The sequence below is a fragment of the Polaribacter sp. genome (assembly GCF_965656025.1).
Taxonomy (GTDB): Bacteria; Bacteroidota; Bacteroidia; order Flavobacteriales; family Flavobacteriaceae; genus Polaribacter.
In genome coordinates this window covers 1-14,632 of sequence record NZ_CBFHJT010000072.1, presented here as the reverse complement: position 1 = coordinate 14,632, position 14,632 = coordinate 1, and the positions used below count along the sequence as shown (strand labels likewise).

Genomic DNA, 14,632 nt, shown 5'->3' with positions numbered 1-14,632 from the left:
AACAGGTACTTCACTTAAATATCAACGTAAAGTTGCGCAAGCAATTAAAAGAGCGCGTCATTTAGCGTTAATGCCTTACGTTGGAGATTTATTAAAATAATAAATACGTAGAGACATGGAATTGATATTAAGACAAGACGTAGAAAATTTAGGATTTAAAGATGATGTTGTAACTGTAAAAAATGGTTATGGTAGAAACTTTTTAATACCTACAGGGCAAGCTGTTTTAGCTACAACTTCTGCAAAGAAAGTATTGGCAGAAAACTTAAAACAACGTGCTTATAAAGAAGCTAAATTAATAGAAGATGCTAACAAAATAGCTGAAACTGTTAAAGGATATGAAATTAAAATTGCATCTAAAACTGGTTCTGGAGACAAATTATTTGGTTCTGTAAACAATATAGATTTAGCTGCAGCTTTAGCAAAAGAAGGAACAGAAATCGACAAGAAATTTATTAAAGTTGTGGGTGGTTCTGTAAAAAGATTAGGTAAATATGAAGCATCTGTAAGATTACACAGAGAAGTAGTTGCTGATATTACTTTTGATGTTGTTGCTGAATAGTAACAGTTTTTCAAAACATTTTAAAAAAGCTCGTTAGAAATAACGAGCTTTTTTACTTTTAACTCCCAACTTCTAACAAAAATGAAATACAGACAATTAACAAAAGAACAGTTTGAAAGTTTACATTTAGAGTTTGCTCGTTTTTTAGCGAGCCAAAATATAGATGCAAACGAATGGAAACAAATTAAAGAAGAAAAACCAAACGTGGCAGAAGATGAAATGAATGTTTTTTCTGATGTTGTTTGGGATGATGTTTTAAACAAAACACAATACTTAGAGCATTTTTCTAAAACAACAGCCAATTTGTTTAAATGTGATGGTGAAGAAATACACAGAATTGCTATTAAAGTAAATTGGGACATCAACCTATTAGAACAGGAAGGTTTTGAGTGGTTACTTAAAAATCCGATGGACAACTCTGTAGAAGTTTTTAGAGGCACAAAACCCTATAACAACTCTGATAGAAATGCAGAATTATTCGATTTGATTGAAAAAGGGAGTTCAATTTCTAAAGGTGAAATTTATGAGTATTTTAGTCAATTGATTTCTTAGTAGCTTGTCATTCCTGCGTAGGCAGGAATCTATTTTTTTCGAAGCTATTTCTTGTTTGTAATTTATCTTTAGCGAAGTAAAAAAGCTGTATCTTTTTTATGAAAAATAAAAAAGGATGTTGTTTCAATCATGACTAAAATTTTTATCAACTTTCTGTAATTTTTTCAAAATTAATAATTTATAACTATAAGTTTTAGATTCCTGCTTCCACAGGAATGACAAATCATTCTAAATATTTAACAATTCAATCAATTTATCAGTTCCAGAACTAGCAACATCTTCTATAATAGTTAAATTAGAAAAACTGTTTTTAGAAACAGATGGTTTAGGATCTATAAAATAAATAGGTGTATTAGGTTTAATAAAATTAACTAAACTCGCTGCGGGATATACTTGCATAGAAGTACCAATAATAACTAAAATATCTGCAGTTTGGGTAATTTCAATAGCCTTATCTAACATAGGTACCATTTCTCCAAACCAAACAATATGTGGTCTTAATTGGTTTCCCCTTGAGCAAAGATCACCTAAATTTAAATCTTTTTCCCAGTCTAAAACTAAGTTTTCATCAACAGTACTTCTTACTTTTAATAACTCTCCATGTAAATGGGTTACTTTTTTACTTCCAGCACTTTCGTGTAAATTATCTATGTTTTGTGTAATAATTTCAACGTGATAATTTGTTGCTAACTTAGCTAAATTAAAATGTGCTTTGTTGGGTTTTACTTCTAATAATTGTCTTCTACGTTGATTGTAAAAATTGAAAACTAACTCAGGGTTATCTCTAAAACCTTTGGGAGAAGCAACTTCCATCACATTATGTCCTTCCCACAAACCACCTGCATCTCTAAACGTTTTTACACCACTTTCTGCAGAAATACCAGCACCTGTTAACACGACTATTTTTTTCATCAACTAAATATTTTAGTAAATTTAAACAAACAAACTCAGTGTGTAAAATAATAATTTTATGTTTGTATTTATGATTGATGAAAAATTATTACATTATTTTGAAGGCTTTTTAACTGAGAAAAGAAAAAACTTGTTTAAAACTATTTTAGAAAATAGAACCAGACACTTTACAGTGGTTTTAGAAGATATTTATCAGCCACACAATGCAAGTGCAGTAGTTAGAACTTGTGATATTTTTGGCATACAAGATGTACACACCATAGAAAATAAATACAATAATAAAGTATCTAGACATGTTGCAAAAGGTTCTCAAAAGTGGTTAAATCATTACAGATATAAAAGTGATGGTGATAATACAAAAGCTTGTTTAGATGATTTAAAGTCTAAAGGCTATCAAATTATAGCAACAACGCCTCACAACAATTCTTGTTTTTTGCAAGATTTTGATATTTCTAAAAAGTCGGCATTTGTTTTTGGAGTAGAAGCAGAGGGTGTTTCTGATTATGTTTTAGAAAATGCAGATGGATTTTTAAAAATACCTATGGTTGGTTTTACAGAAAGTTTAAATATTTCTGTAGCTGCTGCAATTATTTTACAAGAGGTAACTACAAAACTTAGAAATTCTGATTTAGATTGGCGACTATCAGCAGAAGAAAAAGAAATTTTGTATTTTAATTGGGTAAAAAAGACCATTAAAAATGTAGATAAAATAGAAGAACGTTATCATTTAAACTTATAATTATGAGTACAAAAGTTGAAGAATACATCTCAAAAAAAGAAAAATGGCGAAAAGAATTAGAAGTTTTACGCGCTGTTTTGATTGATTTGCCTTTGGAAGAAACCATAAAATGGGGTGCACCTGTATATGTTTTTAAAGGAAAAAATGTTGTGGGTTTGGCAGCTTTTAAAAATTATTGTGGGTTGTGGTTTTTTCAAGGTGCTTTATTGAAAGACCAGCAAAAAGTATTTGTAAATGCACAAGAGGGCAAAACAAAAGCCATGTTACAATGGCGTTTTTATTCTTTAGAAGAAATAAAACCTGACTTAATCACTGAATATGTGCAAGAATCTATCGATAATTTTAAAAAAGGAAAAGAGATAAAACCAGAAAGAAATACAAAAGAACTTAAAATACCAGAAGTATTAAAAAATGTTTTAAAGGCTAATACTGAACTAAAAAAATCATTTCAAAAACTAACCTTGAGTAAACAAAGAGAATACGCAAATTACATTGCTGAAGCCAAACGAGAAGCAACAAAACTAAAAAGGTTAGAAAAAATTACTCCAGTGATTTTAAATGGAGTGGGCTTACATGATCAATATAAAAATTGTTAGTTCACTATTATTTCTTCAATAGTAGCAATAGAATCGCAACGTTTTACTAATAAATTAATATTATTTAGCTTTTCTTTTCCTGTAATAAAATAATCAGCACAAGGCTTTTGTCTAGGTTTACTTTTTCCAAAATCGACATCGCCATTTTTTAATATGGTATTTACTTTTAAAGTATCAATATTAGAGGTTTTCATAGTATTTTTTGCGTTTTTAGAATATTCAATTTTTCTAATACGAATTGTTTTGAGAGTTCTTGCATCCATGCCATAATCGAAGGTTGCATTTTTTTTCTGCCAGAAAAAATAAACACCAATAGAACCTATAGATAATCCAATTAAATAATAGAAAATTCTCTTTGTAAGCATTGTAAAATTTTGAAATGCAAAGATACTTTTTTCATTGTAAAAAAGTGTCTTATAATATCAATAAATTAATATCTCTAAAAGGCAAATCGAACCAATCAGCCACAGTTTTGTTGGTTAAAATACCATGATAAAAATACATGCCATTTCGTAAACTTTTATCAAAACGAGCTGTGTTTTCAAAACCACCTTCTTCTGCAATATTTAATAAATAAGGGGTAAAAATATTACTAATAGAAACAGAGGCAGTTCTAGAATAACGTGCAGGAATATTGGGCACACAGTAATGAATAACTCCATGTTTTACAAAAGTAGGTGTTTTATGAGTTGTTACGTTAGAGGTTTCAAAGCAACCACCTCTGTCTATGGCAACATCTACCATTACAGCACCTTCTTTCATTTTTTCTATCATTTCTTCTGTAGCACAAATAGGACTTCTGGCTTTACCACGAATGGCACCAATAGCAACATCGCAACGCATTAAAGCTTTTAATATAGATTTTGGTTGTAAAGTAGATGTATAAATGGGTGCATTTAAGCAATCTTGTAGTTTTCTTAATTTGCTGATAGAATTATCAAAAACTTTAACTCTGGCCCCCAGACCAATAGCTGTTTTTGCAGCATATTCGCCAACAGTACCAGCGCCAAAAATTACAACACTCGAAGGTGGTACACCTCCAATATTCCCCAAAAGTAAACCATTTCCTTTATTTAACCCACTCATTAATTCGCCAGCAATTAAAATAGAAGCTGTTCCTGCAATCTCGCTTAAAGATTTTACAATTGGGTAAGAGTTATGGTCGTCTTTTATAAAATCAAAAGCAATGGCAGTAATTTTTTTCTTTGCTAAACTTTCAAAATACGGTTTGTTTTGTGTTTTTAATTGCAAAGAAGATATTAAAATTGCTTTCGGATTTATGAATTCAATTTCTTTTTCAGTGGGAGGTGCTACTTTTAATACAATATTGCACTTAAAGGCTTCTTCTAAATTATAAGAAATTTTTGCACCAGCTTCAGAATATTCTTTATCTGTAAAACTAGCACCATCACCAGCACCCGTTTCTACAACAACTCTATGACCATTCGCAGTTAAAGCACCCACAGCATCTGGAGTTAAACACACACGTTTTTCGCTTAAATAAGTTTCTTTTGGCAAGCCAATAAACAATTCTCCTTTTTGTTTTTTAATTTCTAGCATTTCTTCTTGAGGCAGCAAATCTTTTTTGCTAAATGGAGAATAAGAACTCATAAGTAGGTTATTTTAGTTGAATGTTGCGTTGTCCATTTTCTAAAATTGATAAATGAATTTCTGCAGATTCTAAAGGTAATAAATTTTCGACATTTTCGGGCCATTCAATCAAACACCAATCATTATTGTAAAAATAATCATCAATACCCATGTCTAAGGCTTCTGTTTCGTCTGTAATTCTATAAAAATCGAAATGAAAAATAGTTTCGTTTTTAGAAGTCTGATATTCATTCACTAACGAAAAAGTAGGAGAGGAGATGTTGTCTAAAACACCCAATTGTTTACATATTTCTTTAATTAACGTTGTTTTGCCAACCCCCATTTCTCCATAAAATAATAAAGTTTTATTTTTTACAGATGCAATTAATGTTGTTGCAATTTCAGATAGATTTTCTAAAGAATAGCTTTTATTCATTTGGCAAAAATACTTAAAAACTAAATTATATATATCATTTTATTCTAAGATCTGTTTTGCTATAAGTGATAACTGCCAACTAATTTTCACCATATTTATAATGCCCAATTATTTTAAAATCGAACAAACAATCTTCTAAAACTTGACCAGCACCAATATTATGTACAATTAAATAACGCTTGTTGTCTTTAGATTTTTTGTCTACAACAATCCCGATATGGGTAATTGCGCCACCTAAATTCCAACAAACCACATCACCAGGTTTATAATCTTTTGGATTTTTTGTGATAGGTTTTACAATTCCTTTTCTAGAAAAAAAAGTCATTAAATTAGGAACCCTTCTATGATCTATATTGGTATCTGTTTTTTTTAACCCCCATATTTTGGGATAAATTTTAAAGTTTTTTTGCATGTCTAAATGAACTTCTTTCTGCAAATCAATTCCTAGTTTTCTGTAAGCTCTAATTATAACATCTGTACAAACACCTTTATCTTTTGGTACATCTCCATTAGGATAATCAATAGAGAAATAACTAGGGTCATAAATTACTTTGTCTTTTGTTAATTCTAAAGCAGCAGTAGAAAGATTGTTTTCTTTAACCTGAGAAAAACTAAAGTTGATAAATACAAAGAAAACAAGACTAGCTAAAACTTCTTTTTTCAATTGGCTAAAATTTATGGGGTACAATGTTTTATTTTCATTTCCTTGGCAATTTCACTTCCTAAAACAATTGCTTTTTTAAATTCGTTACAAGCTTCATTTTTTCTTTTCAATTTTAAAAGTGAGGTAGCAAGCATATATTGTGAATCTTTATTTCTGTTCATAAACTTTATGTTAGAAAAGTCATCATATGCTAAAGTATATTGTTTAGAATCAAAATATAAAACACCTCTCATGTAAAGAATTTCACTTTTATCTACAGCAAACGGAAATATCTCCTTTAAAAAAGTTCTTTTAAGTAATGAATTTTCTTGATAAAAAGTTTTAATATTTTCTAAAGAATTTTCAGCCATATTATAATATTTAATAGCTTTATTAATTTTATTCCTTTTATGGTAAATATTAGCAATTTCATAAAGTGCTTGAGTATTAAAACTGTCTAAACTAATAGCCTTTTTAAAACTTAAAGTTGCTTCGTTATATTTTTTTAAATAACTATTAATTATGCCTTTATATACATTGGCACCAACATGATTTGTGTTTATTTTTAAAACTTTATCTAAAGTAATAATAGCTTTTTCGTATTCTTTATTACTTAATAATGTTTCGGCTTTAATAAATAAAGAGTTTTCTTTTGATTGAGAAAAACAGAAGTTAACAAACAAGAATAGTATTGTTGTTTTAATAATTTTCTTTTTCATTTTTTAATTAATTTAAGCATTAAATAATAAGCCAAAATAAAAACTAGCAATAAAATATTTTTATTTAGGACTATAAACTGCACAAGGAATAATTACTTCCTCTAAAGAAACACCACCATGTTGATACGTGTTCTTATAATATTTCACAAAGTGATTAAAGTTATTAGGATACGCAAAAAACAAATCTTCTTTTGCAAAAATAAAAGGTGCGTTCATTGCCACAGTTGGTAAAAATATGTCTTTAGGGTTTCTAACAGCATACACATCTTTTTCTTCATAAGACAAGCTTCTACCAGTTTTATAACGTAGGTTAGAACTGATATTTTTATCACCAATTACTTTGGTTGGATTTTTACAATTAATAGTACCATGGTCTGTTGTAATTATTAATTTTTGTCCCAAACTTTGTGCTTTCTGAATAATTTCAAATAGCGGTGAATTTTTAAACCAGCTTAAAGTTAAACTTCGATACGCTTTATCATCTCCTGCTAACTCTTTAATAACTTCCATTTCCGTTTTAGAATGCGATAAAATATCCACAAAATTATAAACAATAGCTGTCAGATCGTTTTGCTTGGTTCCATTATAATTGTCTGCCAATTCTTTCCCGTTTTTTAAAGACGATATTTTATAGTATTCGTGTTTTATGTCTAAACCTAAACGCTTTATTTGTGCTGATAAAAACTCATTTTCATACAAATTCATACCACCTTCATCCGTATCATTTTTCCAATACTGTGGATGTCTTTTTTCCATTTCTGAAGGCATTAAGCCCGAAAAAATGGCATTTCTTGCATATTGTGTTGCAGTTGGTAAAATTGAAAAATAAGTATTTTCTACTTCTTTTTTATAATGATTGTTAATCATGGGTTCTAAAATACGATACTGGTCGTATCGTAAATTGTCTATGATAATCCACAAAACACCTTGTTCTTTACTTAATTCTGGTACTACATAATCTTTAAATAAGGTATGTGAAAATGTTGGTTTGTCGTGTGCAGTTAAATAATCTTCATAATTTTTTTTGATGAATTTAAAAAACTGAGAATTCGCTTCTTGTTTTTGACTTTCTAAAATCCCCAGCATTCCTGGATCACTAATATTTTCTAATTCCAATTCCCAATGAATTAGTTTTTTATACAATTCAATCCAATCTTCGTAAGAATTTACCATCGCCAAATCCATAGAAATTTTTCTAAATTCTTGTTGATAGTTAGAAGTCGTTTTTTCTGAAACCAAACGAGAATTATCTAAATTCTTTTTCAAACTCAACAAAATCTGACTCGGGTTTACAGGTTTTATCAAATAATCAGCAATTTTAGAACCAATAGCTTCCTCCATAATATATTCCTCTTCACTTTTGGTAATCATAACCACAGGCAAATTGGCTTGTTTCTGTTTAATTTCAGATAAGGTATCTAAACCTGTCAAACCAGGCATGTTCTCATCTAAAAAAACAATATCAAAATTTTTTTCGTCAACTAAATTTATAGCATCTGCACCATTTGTGCAGGTAGTAACTTTATAATTTTTTCTTTCTAAAAATAAAATATGTGGTTTTAACAATTCAATTTCATCATCTACCCATAATATCTGTATGCTCATTTGTATTTAGTTTTATTTTTTAACGTTAAAATTATAATTTTGTTACTTTTTTAAGGCTTTTAAAATGATAAAATATTGCCAATTTTATAAATAATTAAAAATCAATTATATAATGAGTCTAAACATTTTCTATTGTATTTATAAATTAAATAGTTGCAAATTCTTTGTTTTAAGTTGTATTTTGCAATAGTTTGATAAATTTTTTAACTTTTGAAGAAAAAACAACCCAATAAGCTTAAAATTTTAAATGATCCTATTTATGGTTTTATTCAAATCCCGAATTCTTTAATTTTTGATATTATAGAACACCCTTATTTTCAGCGTTTACGAAGAATTACGCAGATGGGGTTTTCTAACCTGGTTTATCCAGGGGCAAATCATACCAGATTTCATCACGCAATTGGCTGTATGCACTTAATGCAAAAAGCCATTCAGGTTTTACGCTTTAAACAAGTATCTATTTCCAAGGAGGAAGAAAATGCATTATATGTTGCAATTTTGTTGCACGATATTGGTCATGGTGCGTTTTCTCATGCATTAGAACATAGTATTGTTAATGGCATTTCTCACGAAGAAATTTCTTTAAAATTCATGAAAAAACTGAACAATGAATTTAAAGGAAAATTAACCTTAGCCATAGAAATTTTTGAAGGTAAAAATCCACGTAAATTTTTATGTCAATTGATTTCCAGTCAACTAGATATAGATAGATTAGATTATTTAAAAAGAGATAGTTTTTACACAGGTGTTACAGAAGGCAATATTTCATCAGATAGATTAATTGCCATGATGAATGTAAAAAATGATAATTTGGTTATTGAAAAAAAAGGTATTTATTCTGTAGAAAAATTTCTAATCGCCAGAAGATTAATGTATTGGCAAGTGTATCTACACAAAACAGGTTTGGTTGCAGAAAATATTTTAGTAAATGTTTTAAAAAGAGCCAAAGAATTAACAGAAAAAGGAGCAGATTTATTTGCAAGTTCTTCTCTAAAATATTTTTTACAAAACCCAATAACAGCCAATAACTTTACAGAAGAAACTTTAGGAATGTTTTCTAAATTAGATGATTTTGATATTCTTTCTGCTATTAAAGAATGGGTCTATAATAAAGACAAAGTGTTATCATTATTAGCAAAAATGATAGTAGATAGAAACTTGTTACGTATAGAAATTCAAAAAAACAACTTTGATTCTGATTACATTCTAAAAAAGCAAGAAAAAGCGATTAAGAAGCTAGAAATTTTAAAAGAAGATGTTCATTATTTTGTATTTAGTCAACAAATAAGCAATCAAGCCTATAATTTAGAAACCTCAATTTTAATTTTAAATAAAAAAGGGAAATTGAAAGATATTGCAAAAGCATCAGATCAATTAAATTTGCAAGCATTAACAATACCCGTTGTAAAACATTTTATTTGCTATCCAAAATAACAGGATATTAGCCAAAACCGTATTATTTTTATATTTTTGCGATTAATGAAATTTACAGCACAACAAATAGCAGATATCTTAGAAGGTGATGTCGTAGGAAATCCTGAAGAAGAAGTGTCTAAGCTTTCTAAAATAGAAGAGGGAGAAAAAGGTTCCTTAACTTTTTTATCAAACCCAAAATACAATGCGTATTTGTATACAACAAATGCTTCTATAGCTATTGTAAATAACAGCTTTGTATTAGAAAAAGAAATACAAACTACTTTAATAAAAGTAGACAATGCGTATAAATCTTTCTCTAAATTGCTCGAATTTTATAACGAGGTAAAAAATAATAAAACAGGAAGAGAACAACCCCACTTTATAGCAGAATCTGCAGAAATTGGAAGTAACGAATATATAGGTGCATTTTCATACATTGGAGAAAATGTAAAATTAGGAGATAATGTAAAAATATATCCAAACTCTTATATTGGAGATAATACAGTTATTGGCAACAATACAGTTATTTTTTCGGGGGTGAAAATTTATTCTGAAACTCAAATTGGTGCCTATTGTAAAATACATTCAGGTGCAATTATTGGGGCAGATGGTTTTGGTTTTGCACCAGATGAAAACGGAGCGTACAAAGCAATACCACAGATTGGAAATGTAATTATAGAAGATCATGTAGATATTGGATCTGCATCTACTATAGATAGAGCAACATTAGGATCTACAATCATCAGAAAAGGTGTAAAGCTAGACAACCAGATACAAATTGCACACAACGTAGAAGTTGGAGAACATACTGTAATAGCGTCTCAAACAGGAGTTGCAGGTTCTACCAAAATTGGTAAAAACTGCATGATTGGTGGACAAGTAGGAATTGCAGGTCATGTTAAAATAGGCAACAATGTTAAAGTTTTAGCACAGGCAGGAATTTCTAAAAATATAAAAGACAATGAAATTATAAATGGTACTCCTGCATTTAAAGTACAAGATTTTAATAAGAGTTATGTGTATTTTAAAAATTTACCAAAATTAGTTACAAAAATAAATCAACTAGAAAAAGATATAAGACTCAAACAGAAAAATAATGAGTAAGAAACAAAAAACCATAAAACAAGAAGTTAGTTTATCTGGTGTTGGCTTACACACAGGTAACACTGTTACCATGACGTTTAAACCTGCTCCAGCAAACCATGGGTTTGCTTTTTGTAGAGTAGATTTAGAGGGTATGCCAACCATAGAAGCTAGAGCAGAATACGTTGTAAATACACAGAGAGGAACCAATTTAGAAAAAAATGGTGTTCAAATACAAACTTCAGAACACGTTTTAGCTGCTGCTGTTGGTTTAGATATAGATAATTTGTTAATAGAAATAGACGCTTCAGAGCCACCAATTATGGATGGTTCTTCAAAATATTTTATAGAAGCTTTAGAAAAAGCAGGTTTAGAAGAGCAAAATGCTCATATTGAGGAATATGTAGTAAAAGAAATTATATCCTACAAAGATGATGTTTCTGGTAGCGAAATTATTTTAATGCCATCAAACGAATACCAGATTACAACAATGGTAGATTTTGGAACTAAAATATTAGGTACACAAAATGCTACTTTAGAAACCATTTCAGATTTTAAAGAAGAAATTGCCGATGCTAGAACTTTTAGCTTTTTGCATGAAATAGAAATGCTATTAGAAAACGATTTAATAAAAGGTGGAGATTTAAACAATGCAATAGTCTATGTAGATAAAGAATTATCTGAAAGTACTATGCAAAAATTAAAAAAGGCTTTTGATAAAGAAGATATCGCTGTAAAATCTAATGGCATTTTAGATAATTTAACCTTACATTGGGCAAATGAGGCTGCCAGACATAAATTGTTAGATGTTGTTGGGGATTTAGCTTTGGTAGGTACAAGAATTAAAGGTAAGGTAATTGCCAATAAACCAGGGCATTTGGTGAATACAACCTTTGCTAAAAAATTAGCAAAAATTATCAAACAAGAAAAAAGAAATAACGTACCAAAGTACGATTTAGATCTTGCTCCTTTATTAGATATCCATCAAATAATGGATATACTTCCACACAGACCACCATTTTTATTAGTAGACAGAATAATAGAGCTTTCTGATAAACATGTTGTAGGTATGAAAAATGTTACTATGAACGAGAATTTCTTTGTAGGACATTTTCCAGGAGCACCAGTAATGCCAGGTGTTTTACAGGTAGAAGCTATGGCACAATGTGGTGGTATTTTAGTGTTAAGTACAGTGCCAGATCCAGAAAATTACTTAACCTACTTTATGAAAATGGATAATGTTAAGTTCAAGCAAAAAGTGTTGCCTGGAGATACGTTAATATTTAAAGCCGAATTAATTACCCCAATTAGAAGAGGTATTTGCCACATGCAATCTTATGCTTATGCCAATGGAAAACTAGTTGCAGAAGCAGAATTAATGGCACAAATTGCCAAAAAGAAATAATTATGAATCAACCATTAGCATACGTTCATCCGCAAGCAAAAATAGCTAGAAACGTAGTAATAGAACCATTTACAACCATACATAATAATGTAGAAATTGGTTCTGGTACTTGGATAGGATCTAACGTAACTATTATGGAAGGTGCTAGAATAGGCAAAAATTGTAGAATTTTTCCAGGAGCAGTAATTTCTGGTATACCACAAGATTTAAAGTTTGATGATGAAGAAACCACTGTAATTATTGGAGATAATGTTACTATTAGAGAGTGCGTTACTATAAACAGAGGTACATCAGACAGAATGAAAACCATTATTGGAGACAATTGTTTAATTATGGCTTATTGCCATATTGCACATGACTGTTTTGTGGGCGATAATTGTATCTTTTCAAACAACTCAACATTAGCCGGTCATGTTACAATTGGTGACAATGTTGTGTTAGCAGGTATGGTTGCAGTGCATCAATTTGCCTCAGTTGGTAAACATGCTTTTGTTACAGGTGGATCTTTGGTCAGAAAAGATGTACCACCATACGTAAAAGCTGCAAGAGAGCCTTTATCTTATGTTGGTATTAACTCTGTTGGATTAAGAAGACGTGGCTATACCACAGACAAGATTAGGGAAATACAAAATATATATAGAATATTATTTCAAAAAAACTACAATTACTCTCAAGCTATAGACATCATAGAAGCAGAAATGGAAGCAACTCCAGAAAGAGATGAAATTGTTCAGTTTATAAAAGACTCTCATAGAGGAATCATGAAAGGGTATTTTAACTCAAATTAAATTACATTTAAAACTATAACAAATTAATGGCAACAACATCAGATATTAGAAACGGATTATGTATAAGATACAATAATGATATTTATAAAATAGTAGAATTTTTACATGTAAAACCAGGTAAAGGTCCTGCTTTTGTTAGAACAAAATTAAAAAGTGTTACAAATGGCAAAGTAGTAGACAATACATTTCCTGCAGGTAGAAAAATTGATGATGTTAGAGTAGAAACGCACAAATTTCAATTTTTATATCAGGATGGTGAATTTTATCATTTTATGAATGAGGCAGATTATACTCAAATTCGTTTGTTAGAAGCTGCTTTAGATACACCAGAATTAATGAAAGAAGGTGAAGTGGTAACAATTATTATAAACTCTGAAGACAACATGCCACTTTCTGTAGAAATGCCTGCAAGTGTTATTTTAGAAGTAACCCATACAGAACCAGGAGTAAAAGGAAATACAGCAACCAATGCCACAAAACCAGCAACTGTAGAAACTGGTGCAACCGTAAATGTACCTTTATTTATAAACGAAGGTGATAAAATTAAGGTAGAAACCACTAAAGGTGCTTATCAAGAACGTATTAAGGAATAGATATAGCTTTTGCAATTAGCTTTTTGCTAATAGCCAATAGCAAAAAGCGGATAGCTAGTTATGAAATTCAAAAATCCACAAACTTTACAACAAATTGCTTCTTTATTAGATATCAATTTTATAGGTGATGCTAATTTTGAAATATTAGGAATTAATGAAATTCATGTTGTAGAGAAAGGAGATATTGTTTTTGTAGATCATCCAAAATATTACGAGAAAGCATTAAGTTCTAAGGCAACAACCATTTTAATTAATAAAACAGTCGATTGTCCAGAAGGAAAATCGTTATTAATTTCTGAGGATCCTTTTCGCGATTTTAATAAAATAACCCAACATTTTAATCCATTTATAGCATCAAAAGCAAGTATTTCTGAAAGCGCAATAATTGGTGAAGGAACTGTAATACAACCCAATGTATTTATAGGAAACAATGTTTTAATTGGTAAAAACTGTATTATACATTCTAATGTAAGTATTTATGATAATGCTGTAATTGGTAATCATGTAACTATACATGCCAATACAGTTTTGGGTGCAGATGCATTTTATTACAAAAACAGACCAGAAGGTTTTGATAAATTATTGTCTGGGGGAAGAGTTATTTTAGAAGATAACGTAGATTTAGGAGCCTCTTGCACAATAGACAAAGGGGTTACAGGAGATACCACAATTAAAGAAGGTACAAAAATAGACAACCAAGTGCATGTTGGGCATGATACTTTAATTGGTAAAAAATGTTTAATAGCATCCCAAACCGGTATTGCAGGCTGTGTAATTATAGAAGATGAAGTTACTATTTGGGGACAAGTTGGTACTAATAGCGGAATTACTATTGGTAAAGGAGCTGTAATATTAGGGCAAACTGGTGTTACAAAATCAGTTCCAGGAAACAAAACCTATTTTGGTACGCCAATTTCTGAATCTAGAAAAAAATTAAAAGAAATGGCAGAAATTAAACGTTTCTTAAAAGATAGAAATCATTAAAATTAAAAT

General features: G+C 29.8%; 18 protein-coding genes. 11 read left to right on the top strand and 7 right to left on the bottom strand.

The window, feature by feature from the left end; all coding sequences use genetic code 11:
• From rpsR to ACTG3S_RS12260, 3 genes are all read left to right on the top strand, one after another.
• A partial coding sequence (gene rpsR / locus ACTG3S_RS12270; protein WP_439129641.1) for a 30S ribosomal protein S18 occupies positions 1-100 on the top strand: 100 nt, incomplete at its 5' end.
• A 15-nt stretch (positions 101-115) separates the two neighbouring features.
• A complete protein-coding gene (gene rplI / locus ACTG3S_RS12265) occupies positions 116-562 on the top strand; it encodes a 50S ribosomal protein L9 (protein ID WP_439129639.1) in 447 nt (148 codons plus the stop codon).
• A gap of 81 nt (positions 563-643) precedes the next feature.
• Entirely contained in the window at positions 644-1,114 is a 471-nt protein-coding gene (locus tag ACTG3S_RS12260) for a DUF6495 family protein (protein WP_439129638.1), read from the top strand.
• A 228-nt stretch (positions 1,115-1,342) separates the two neighbouring features.
• Here ACTG3S_RS12260 and ACTG3S_RS12255 read toward each other — a convergent pair whose 3' ends face one another.
• Complete coding sequence (locus ACTG3S_RS12255; protein WP_439129637.1) at positions 1,343-2,026, bottom strand: SIR2 family NAD-dependent protein deacylase; 684 nt, start codon at positions 2,024-2,026, stop codon at positions 1,343-1,345.
• A 70-nt stretch (positions 2,027-2,096) separates the two neighbouring features.
• Here ACTG3S_RS12255 and ACTG3S_RS12250 point away from each other — a divergent pair, with 70 nt between their 5' ends.
• Together ACTG3S_RS12250 and ACTG3S_RS12245 are read left to right on the top strand one after the other, a co-directional pair.
• The gene (locus ACTG3S_RS12250) at positions 2,097-2,765 is read left to right on the top strand and encodes a TrmH family RNA methyltransferase (protein WP_439129640.1); all 669 of its coding nucleotides are present in this window, start codon (positions 2,097-2,099) and stop codon (positions 2,763-2,765) included.
• 2 nt (positions 2,766-2,767) lie between these two features.
• On the top strand, positions 2,768-3,361 hold the full coding sequence (locus ACTG3S_RS12245) for a YdeI/OmpD-associated family protein (protein ID WP_439129636.1): 594 nt from the start codon (positions 2,768-2,770) through the stop codon (positions 3,359-3,361).
• On the opposite strand, the gene ACTG3S_RS12240 is transcribed toward ACTG3S_RS12245, so the two are convergent.
• From ACTG3S_RS12240 to ACTG3S_RS12215, 6 genes are all read right to left on the bottom strand, one after another.
• Positions 3,358-3,726, bottom strand: coding sequence for a DUF4258 domain-containing protein (locus ACTG3S_RS12240; protein ID WP_439129635.1), 369 nt, complete (start codon positions 3,724-3,726; stop codon positions 3,358-3,360). The genes ACTG3S_RS12245 and ACTG3S_RS12240 overlap by 4 nt on opposite strands.
• Before the next feature lie 49 nt (positions 3,727-3,775).
• On the bottom strand, positions 3,776-4,972 hold the full coding sequence (locus ACTG3S_RS12235) for an alanine dehydrogenase (protein ID WP_439129634.1): 1,197 nt from the start codon (positions 4,970-4,972) through the stop codon (positions 3,776-3,778).
• Positions 4,973-4,979: 7 nt separating this feature from the next.
• Positions 4,980-5,387, bottom strand: a complete 408-nt coding sequence (gene tsaE, locus ACTG3S_RS12230; protein WP_439129633.1) for a tRNA (adenosine(37)-N6)-threonylcarbamoyltransferase complex ATPase subunit type 1 TsaE — start codon at positions 5,385-5,387, stop codon at positions 4,980-4,982.
• Positions 5,388-5,466: 79 nt separating this feature from the next.
• The gene (locus tag ACTG3S_RS12225) at positions 5,467-6,051 is read right to left on the bottom strand and encodes a DUF1287 domain-containing protein (protein WP_439129632.1); all 585 of its coding nucleotides are present in this window, start codon (positions 6,049-6,051) and stop codon (positions 5,467-5,469) included.
• 11 nt (positions 6,052-6,062) lie between these two features.
• Positions 6,063-6,749 (bottom strand): tetratricopeptide repeat protein, encoded by a 687-nt coding sequence (locus tag ACTG3S_RS12220; protein WP_439129631.1) that lies wholly within the window; start codon positions 6,747-6,749, stop codon positions 6,063-6,065.
• A 60-nt stretch (positions 6,750-6,809) separates the two neighbouring features.
• Positions 6,810-8,354, bottom strand: coding sequence for a response regulator (locus ACTG3S_RS12215; RefSeq protein WP_439129630.1), 1,545 nt, complete (start codon positions 8,352-8,354; stop codon positions 6,810-6,812).
• A gap of 210 nt (positions 8,355-8,564) precedes the next feature.
• Here ACTG3S_RS12215 and ACTG3S_RS12210 point away from each other — a divergent pair, with 210 nt between their 5' ends.
• Genes ACTG3S_RS12210 through ACTG3S_RS12185 form a run of 6 tightly spaced genes read left to right on the top strand, consistent with a single transcriptional unit; the run spans position 8,565 to position 14,623 of the window.
• Positions 8,565-9,788: an HD domain-containing protein gene (locus ACTG3S_RS12210; RefSeq protein WP_439129629.1), complete on the top strand. Its 1,224-nt coding sequence runs from the start codon at positions 8,565-8,567 to the stop codon at positions 9,786-9,788.
• Between the two features lie 45 nt (positions 9,789-9,833).
• The gene (lpxD, locus tag ACTG3S_RS12205) at positions 9,834-10,874 is read left to right on the top strand and encodes a UDP-3-O-(3-hydroxymyristoyl)glucosamine N-acyltransferase (RefSeq protein WP_439129628.1); all 1,041 of its coding nucleotides are present in this window, start codon (positions 9,834-9,836) and stop codon (positions 10,872-10,874) included.
• Positions 10,867-12,258, top strand: coding sequence for a bifunctional UDP-3-O-[3-hydroxymyristoyl] N-acetylglucosamine deacetylase/3-hydroxyacyl-ACP dehydratase (locus ACTG3S_RS12200; RefSeq protein WP_439129627.1), 1,392 nt, complete (start codon positions 10,867-10,869; stop codon positions 12,256-12,258). Before lpxD ends, ACTG3S_RS12200 begins: the two co-directional genes overlap by 8 nt.
• A 2-nt stretch (positions 12,259-12,260) precedes the next feature.
• Complete coding sequence (lpxA, locus tag ACTG3S_RS12195; RefSeq protein ID WP_439129626.1) at positions 12,261-13,046, top strand: acyl-ACP--UDP-N-acetylglucosamine O-acyltransferase; 786 nt, start codon at positions 12,261-12,263, stop codon at positions 13,044-13,046.
• Between the two features lie 26 nt (positions 13,047-13,072).
• Positions 13,073-13,639 carry an elongation factor P gene (gene efp, locus ACTG3S_RS12190; protein WP_439129625.1) on the top strand — a complete coding sequence of 189 codons (567 nt, stop codon included), beginning with the start codon at positions 13,073-13,075 and terminating at the stop codon, positions 13,637-13,639.
• Positions 13,640-13,699: 60 nt separating this feature from the next.
• Complete coding sequence (locus ACTG3S_RS12185; RefSeq protein ID WP_439129624.1) at positions 13,700-14,623, top strand: UDP-3-O-(3-hydroxymyristoyl)glucosamine N-acyltransferase; 924 nt, start codon at positions 13,700-13,702, stop codon at positions 14,621-14,623.
• Positions 14,624-14,632 lie beyond the last annotated feature (9 nt).

Bases quoted from the DNA above. Each gene is read 5' to 3' on its own strand.
- rplI (WP_439129639.1), top strand. From the start codon at position 116: ATGGAATTGATATTAAGACAAGACGTAGAAAATTTAGGATTTAAAGAT.
- ACTG3S_RS12260 (WP_439129638.1), top strand. From the start codon at position 644: ATGAAATACAGACAATTAACAAAAGAACAGTTTGAAAGTTTACATTTA.
- ACTG3S_RS12255 (WP_439129637.1), bottom strand. From the start codon at position 2,026: ATGAAAAAAATAGTCGTGTTAACAGGTGCTGGTATTTCTGCAGAAAGT.
- ACTG3S_RS12250 (WP_439129640.1), top strand. From the start codon at position 2,097: ATGATTGATGAAAAATTATTACATTATTTTGAAGGCTTTTTAACTGAG.
- ACTG3S_RS12245 (WP_439129636.1), top strand. From the start codon at position 2,768: ATGAGTACAAAAGTTGAAGAATACATCTCAAAAAAAGAAAAATGGCGA.
- ACTG3S_RS12240 (WP_439129635.1), bottom strand. From the start codon at position 3,726: ATGCTTACAAAGAGAATTTTCTATTATTTAATTGGATTATCTATAGGT.
- ACTG3S_RS12235 (WP_439129634.1), bottom strand. From the start codon at position 4,972: ATGAGTTCTTATTCTCCATTTAGCAAAAAAGATTTGCTGCCTCAAGAA.
- tsaE (WP_439129633.1), bottom strand. From the start codon at position 5,387: ATGAATAAAAGCTATTCTTTAGAAAATCTATCTGAAATTGCAACAACA.
- ACTG3S_RS12220 (WP_439129631.1), bottom strand. From the start codon at position 6,749: ATGAAAAAGAAAATTATTAAAACAACAATACTATTCTTGTTTGTTAAC.
- ACTG3S_RS12215 (WP_439129630.1), bottom strand. From the start codon at position 8,354: ATGAGCATACAGATATTATGGGTAGATGATGAAATTGAATTGTTAAAA.
- lpxD (WP_439129628.1), top strand. From the start codon at position 9,834: ATGAAATTTACAGCACAACAAATAGCAGATATCTTAGAAGGTGATGTC.
- ACTG3S_RS12200 (WP_439129627.1), top strand. From the start codon at position 10,867: ATGAGTAAGAAACAAAAAACCATAAAACAAGAAGTTAGTTTATCTGGT.
- lpxA (WP_439129626.1), top strand. From the start codon at position 12,261: ATGAATCAACCATTAGCATACGTTCATCCGCAAGCAAAAATAGCTAGA.
- efp (WP_439129625.1), top strand. From the start codon at position 13,073: ATGGCAACAACATCAGATATTAGAAACGGATTATGTATAAGATACAAT.
- ACTG3S_RS12185 (WP_439129624.1), top strand. From the start codon at position 13,700: ATGAAATTCAAAAATCCACAAACTTTACAACAAATTGCTTCTTTATTA.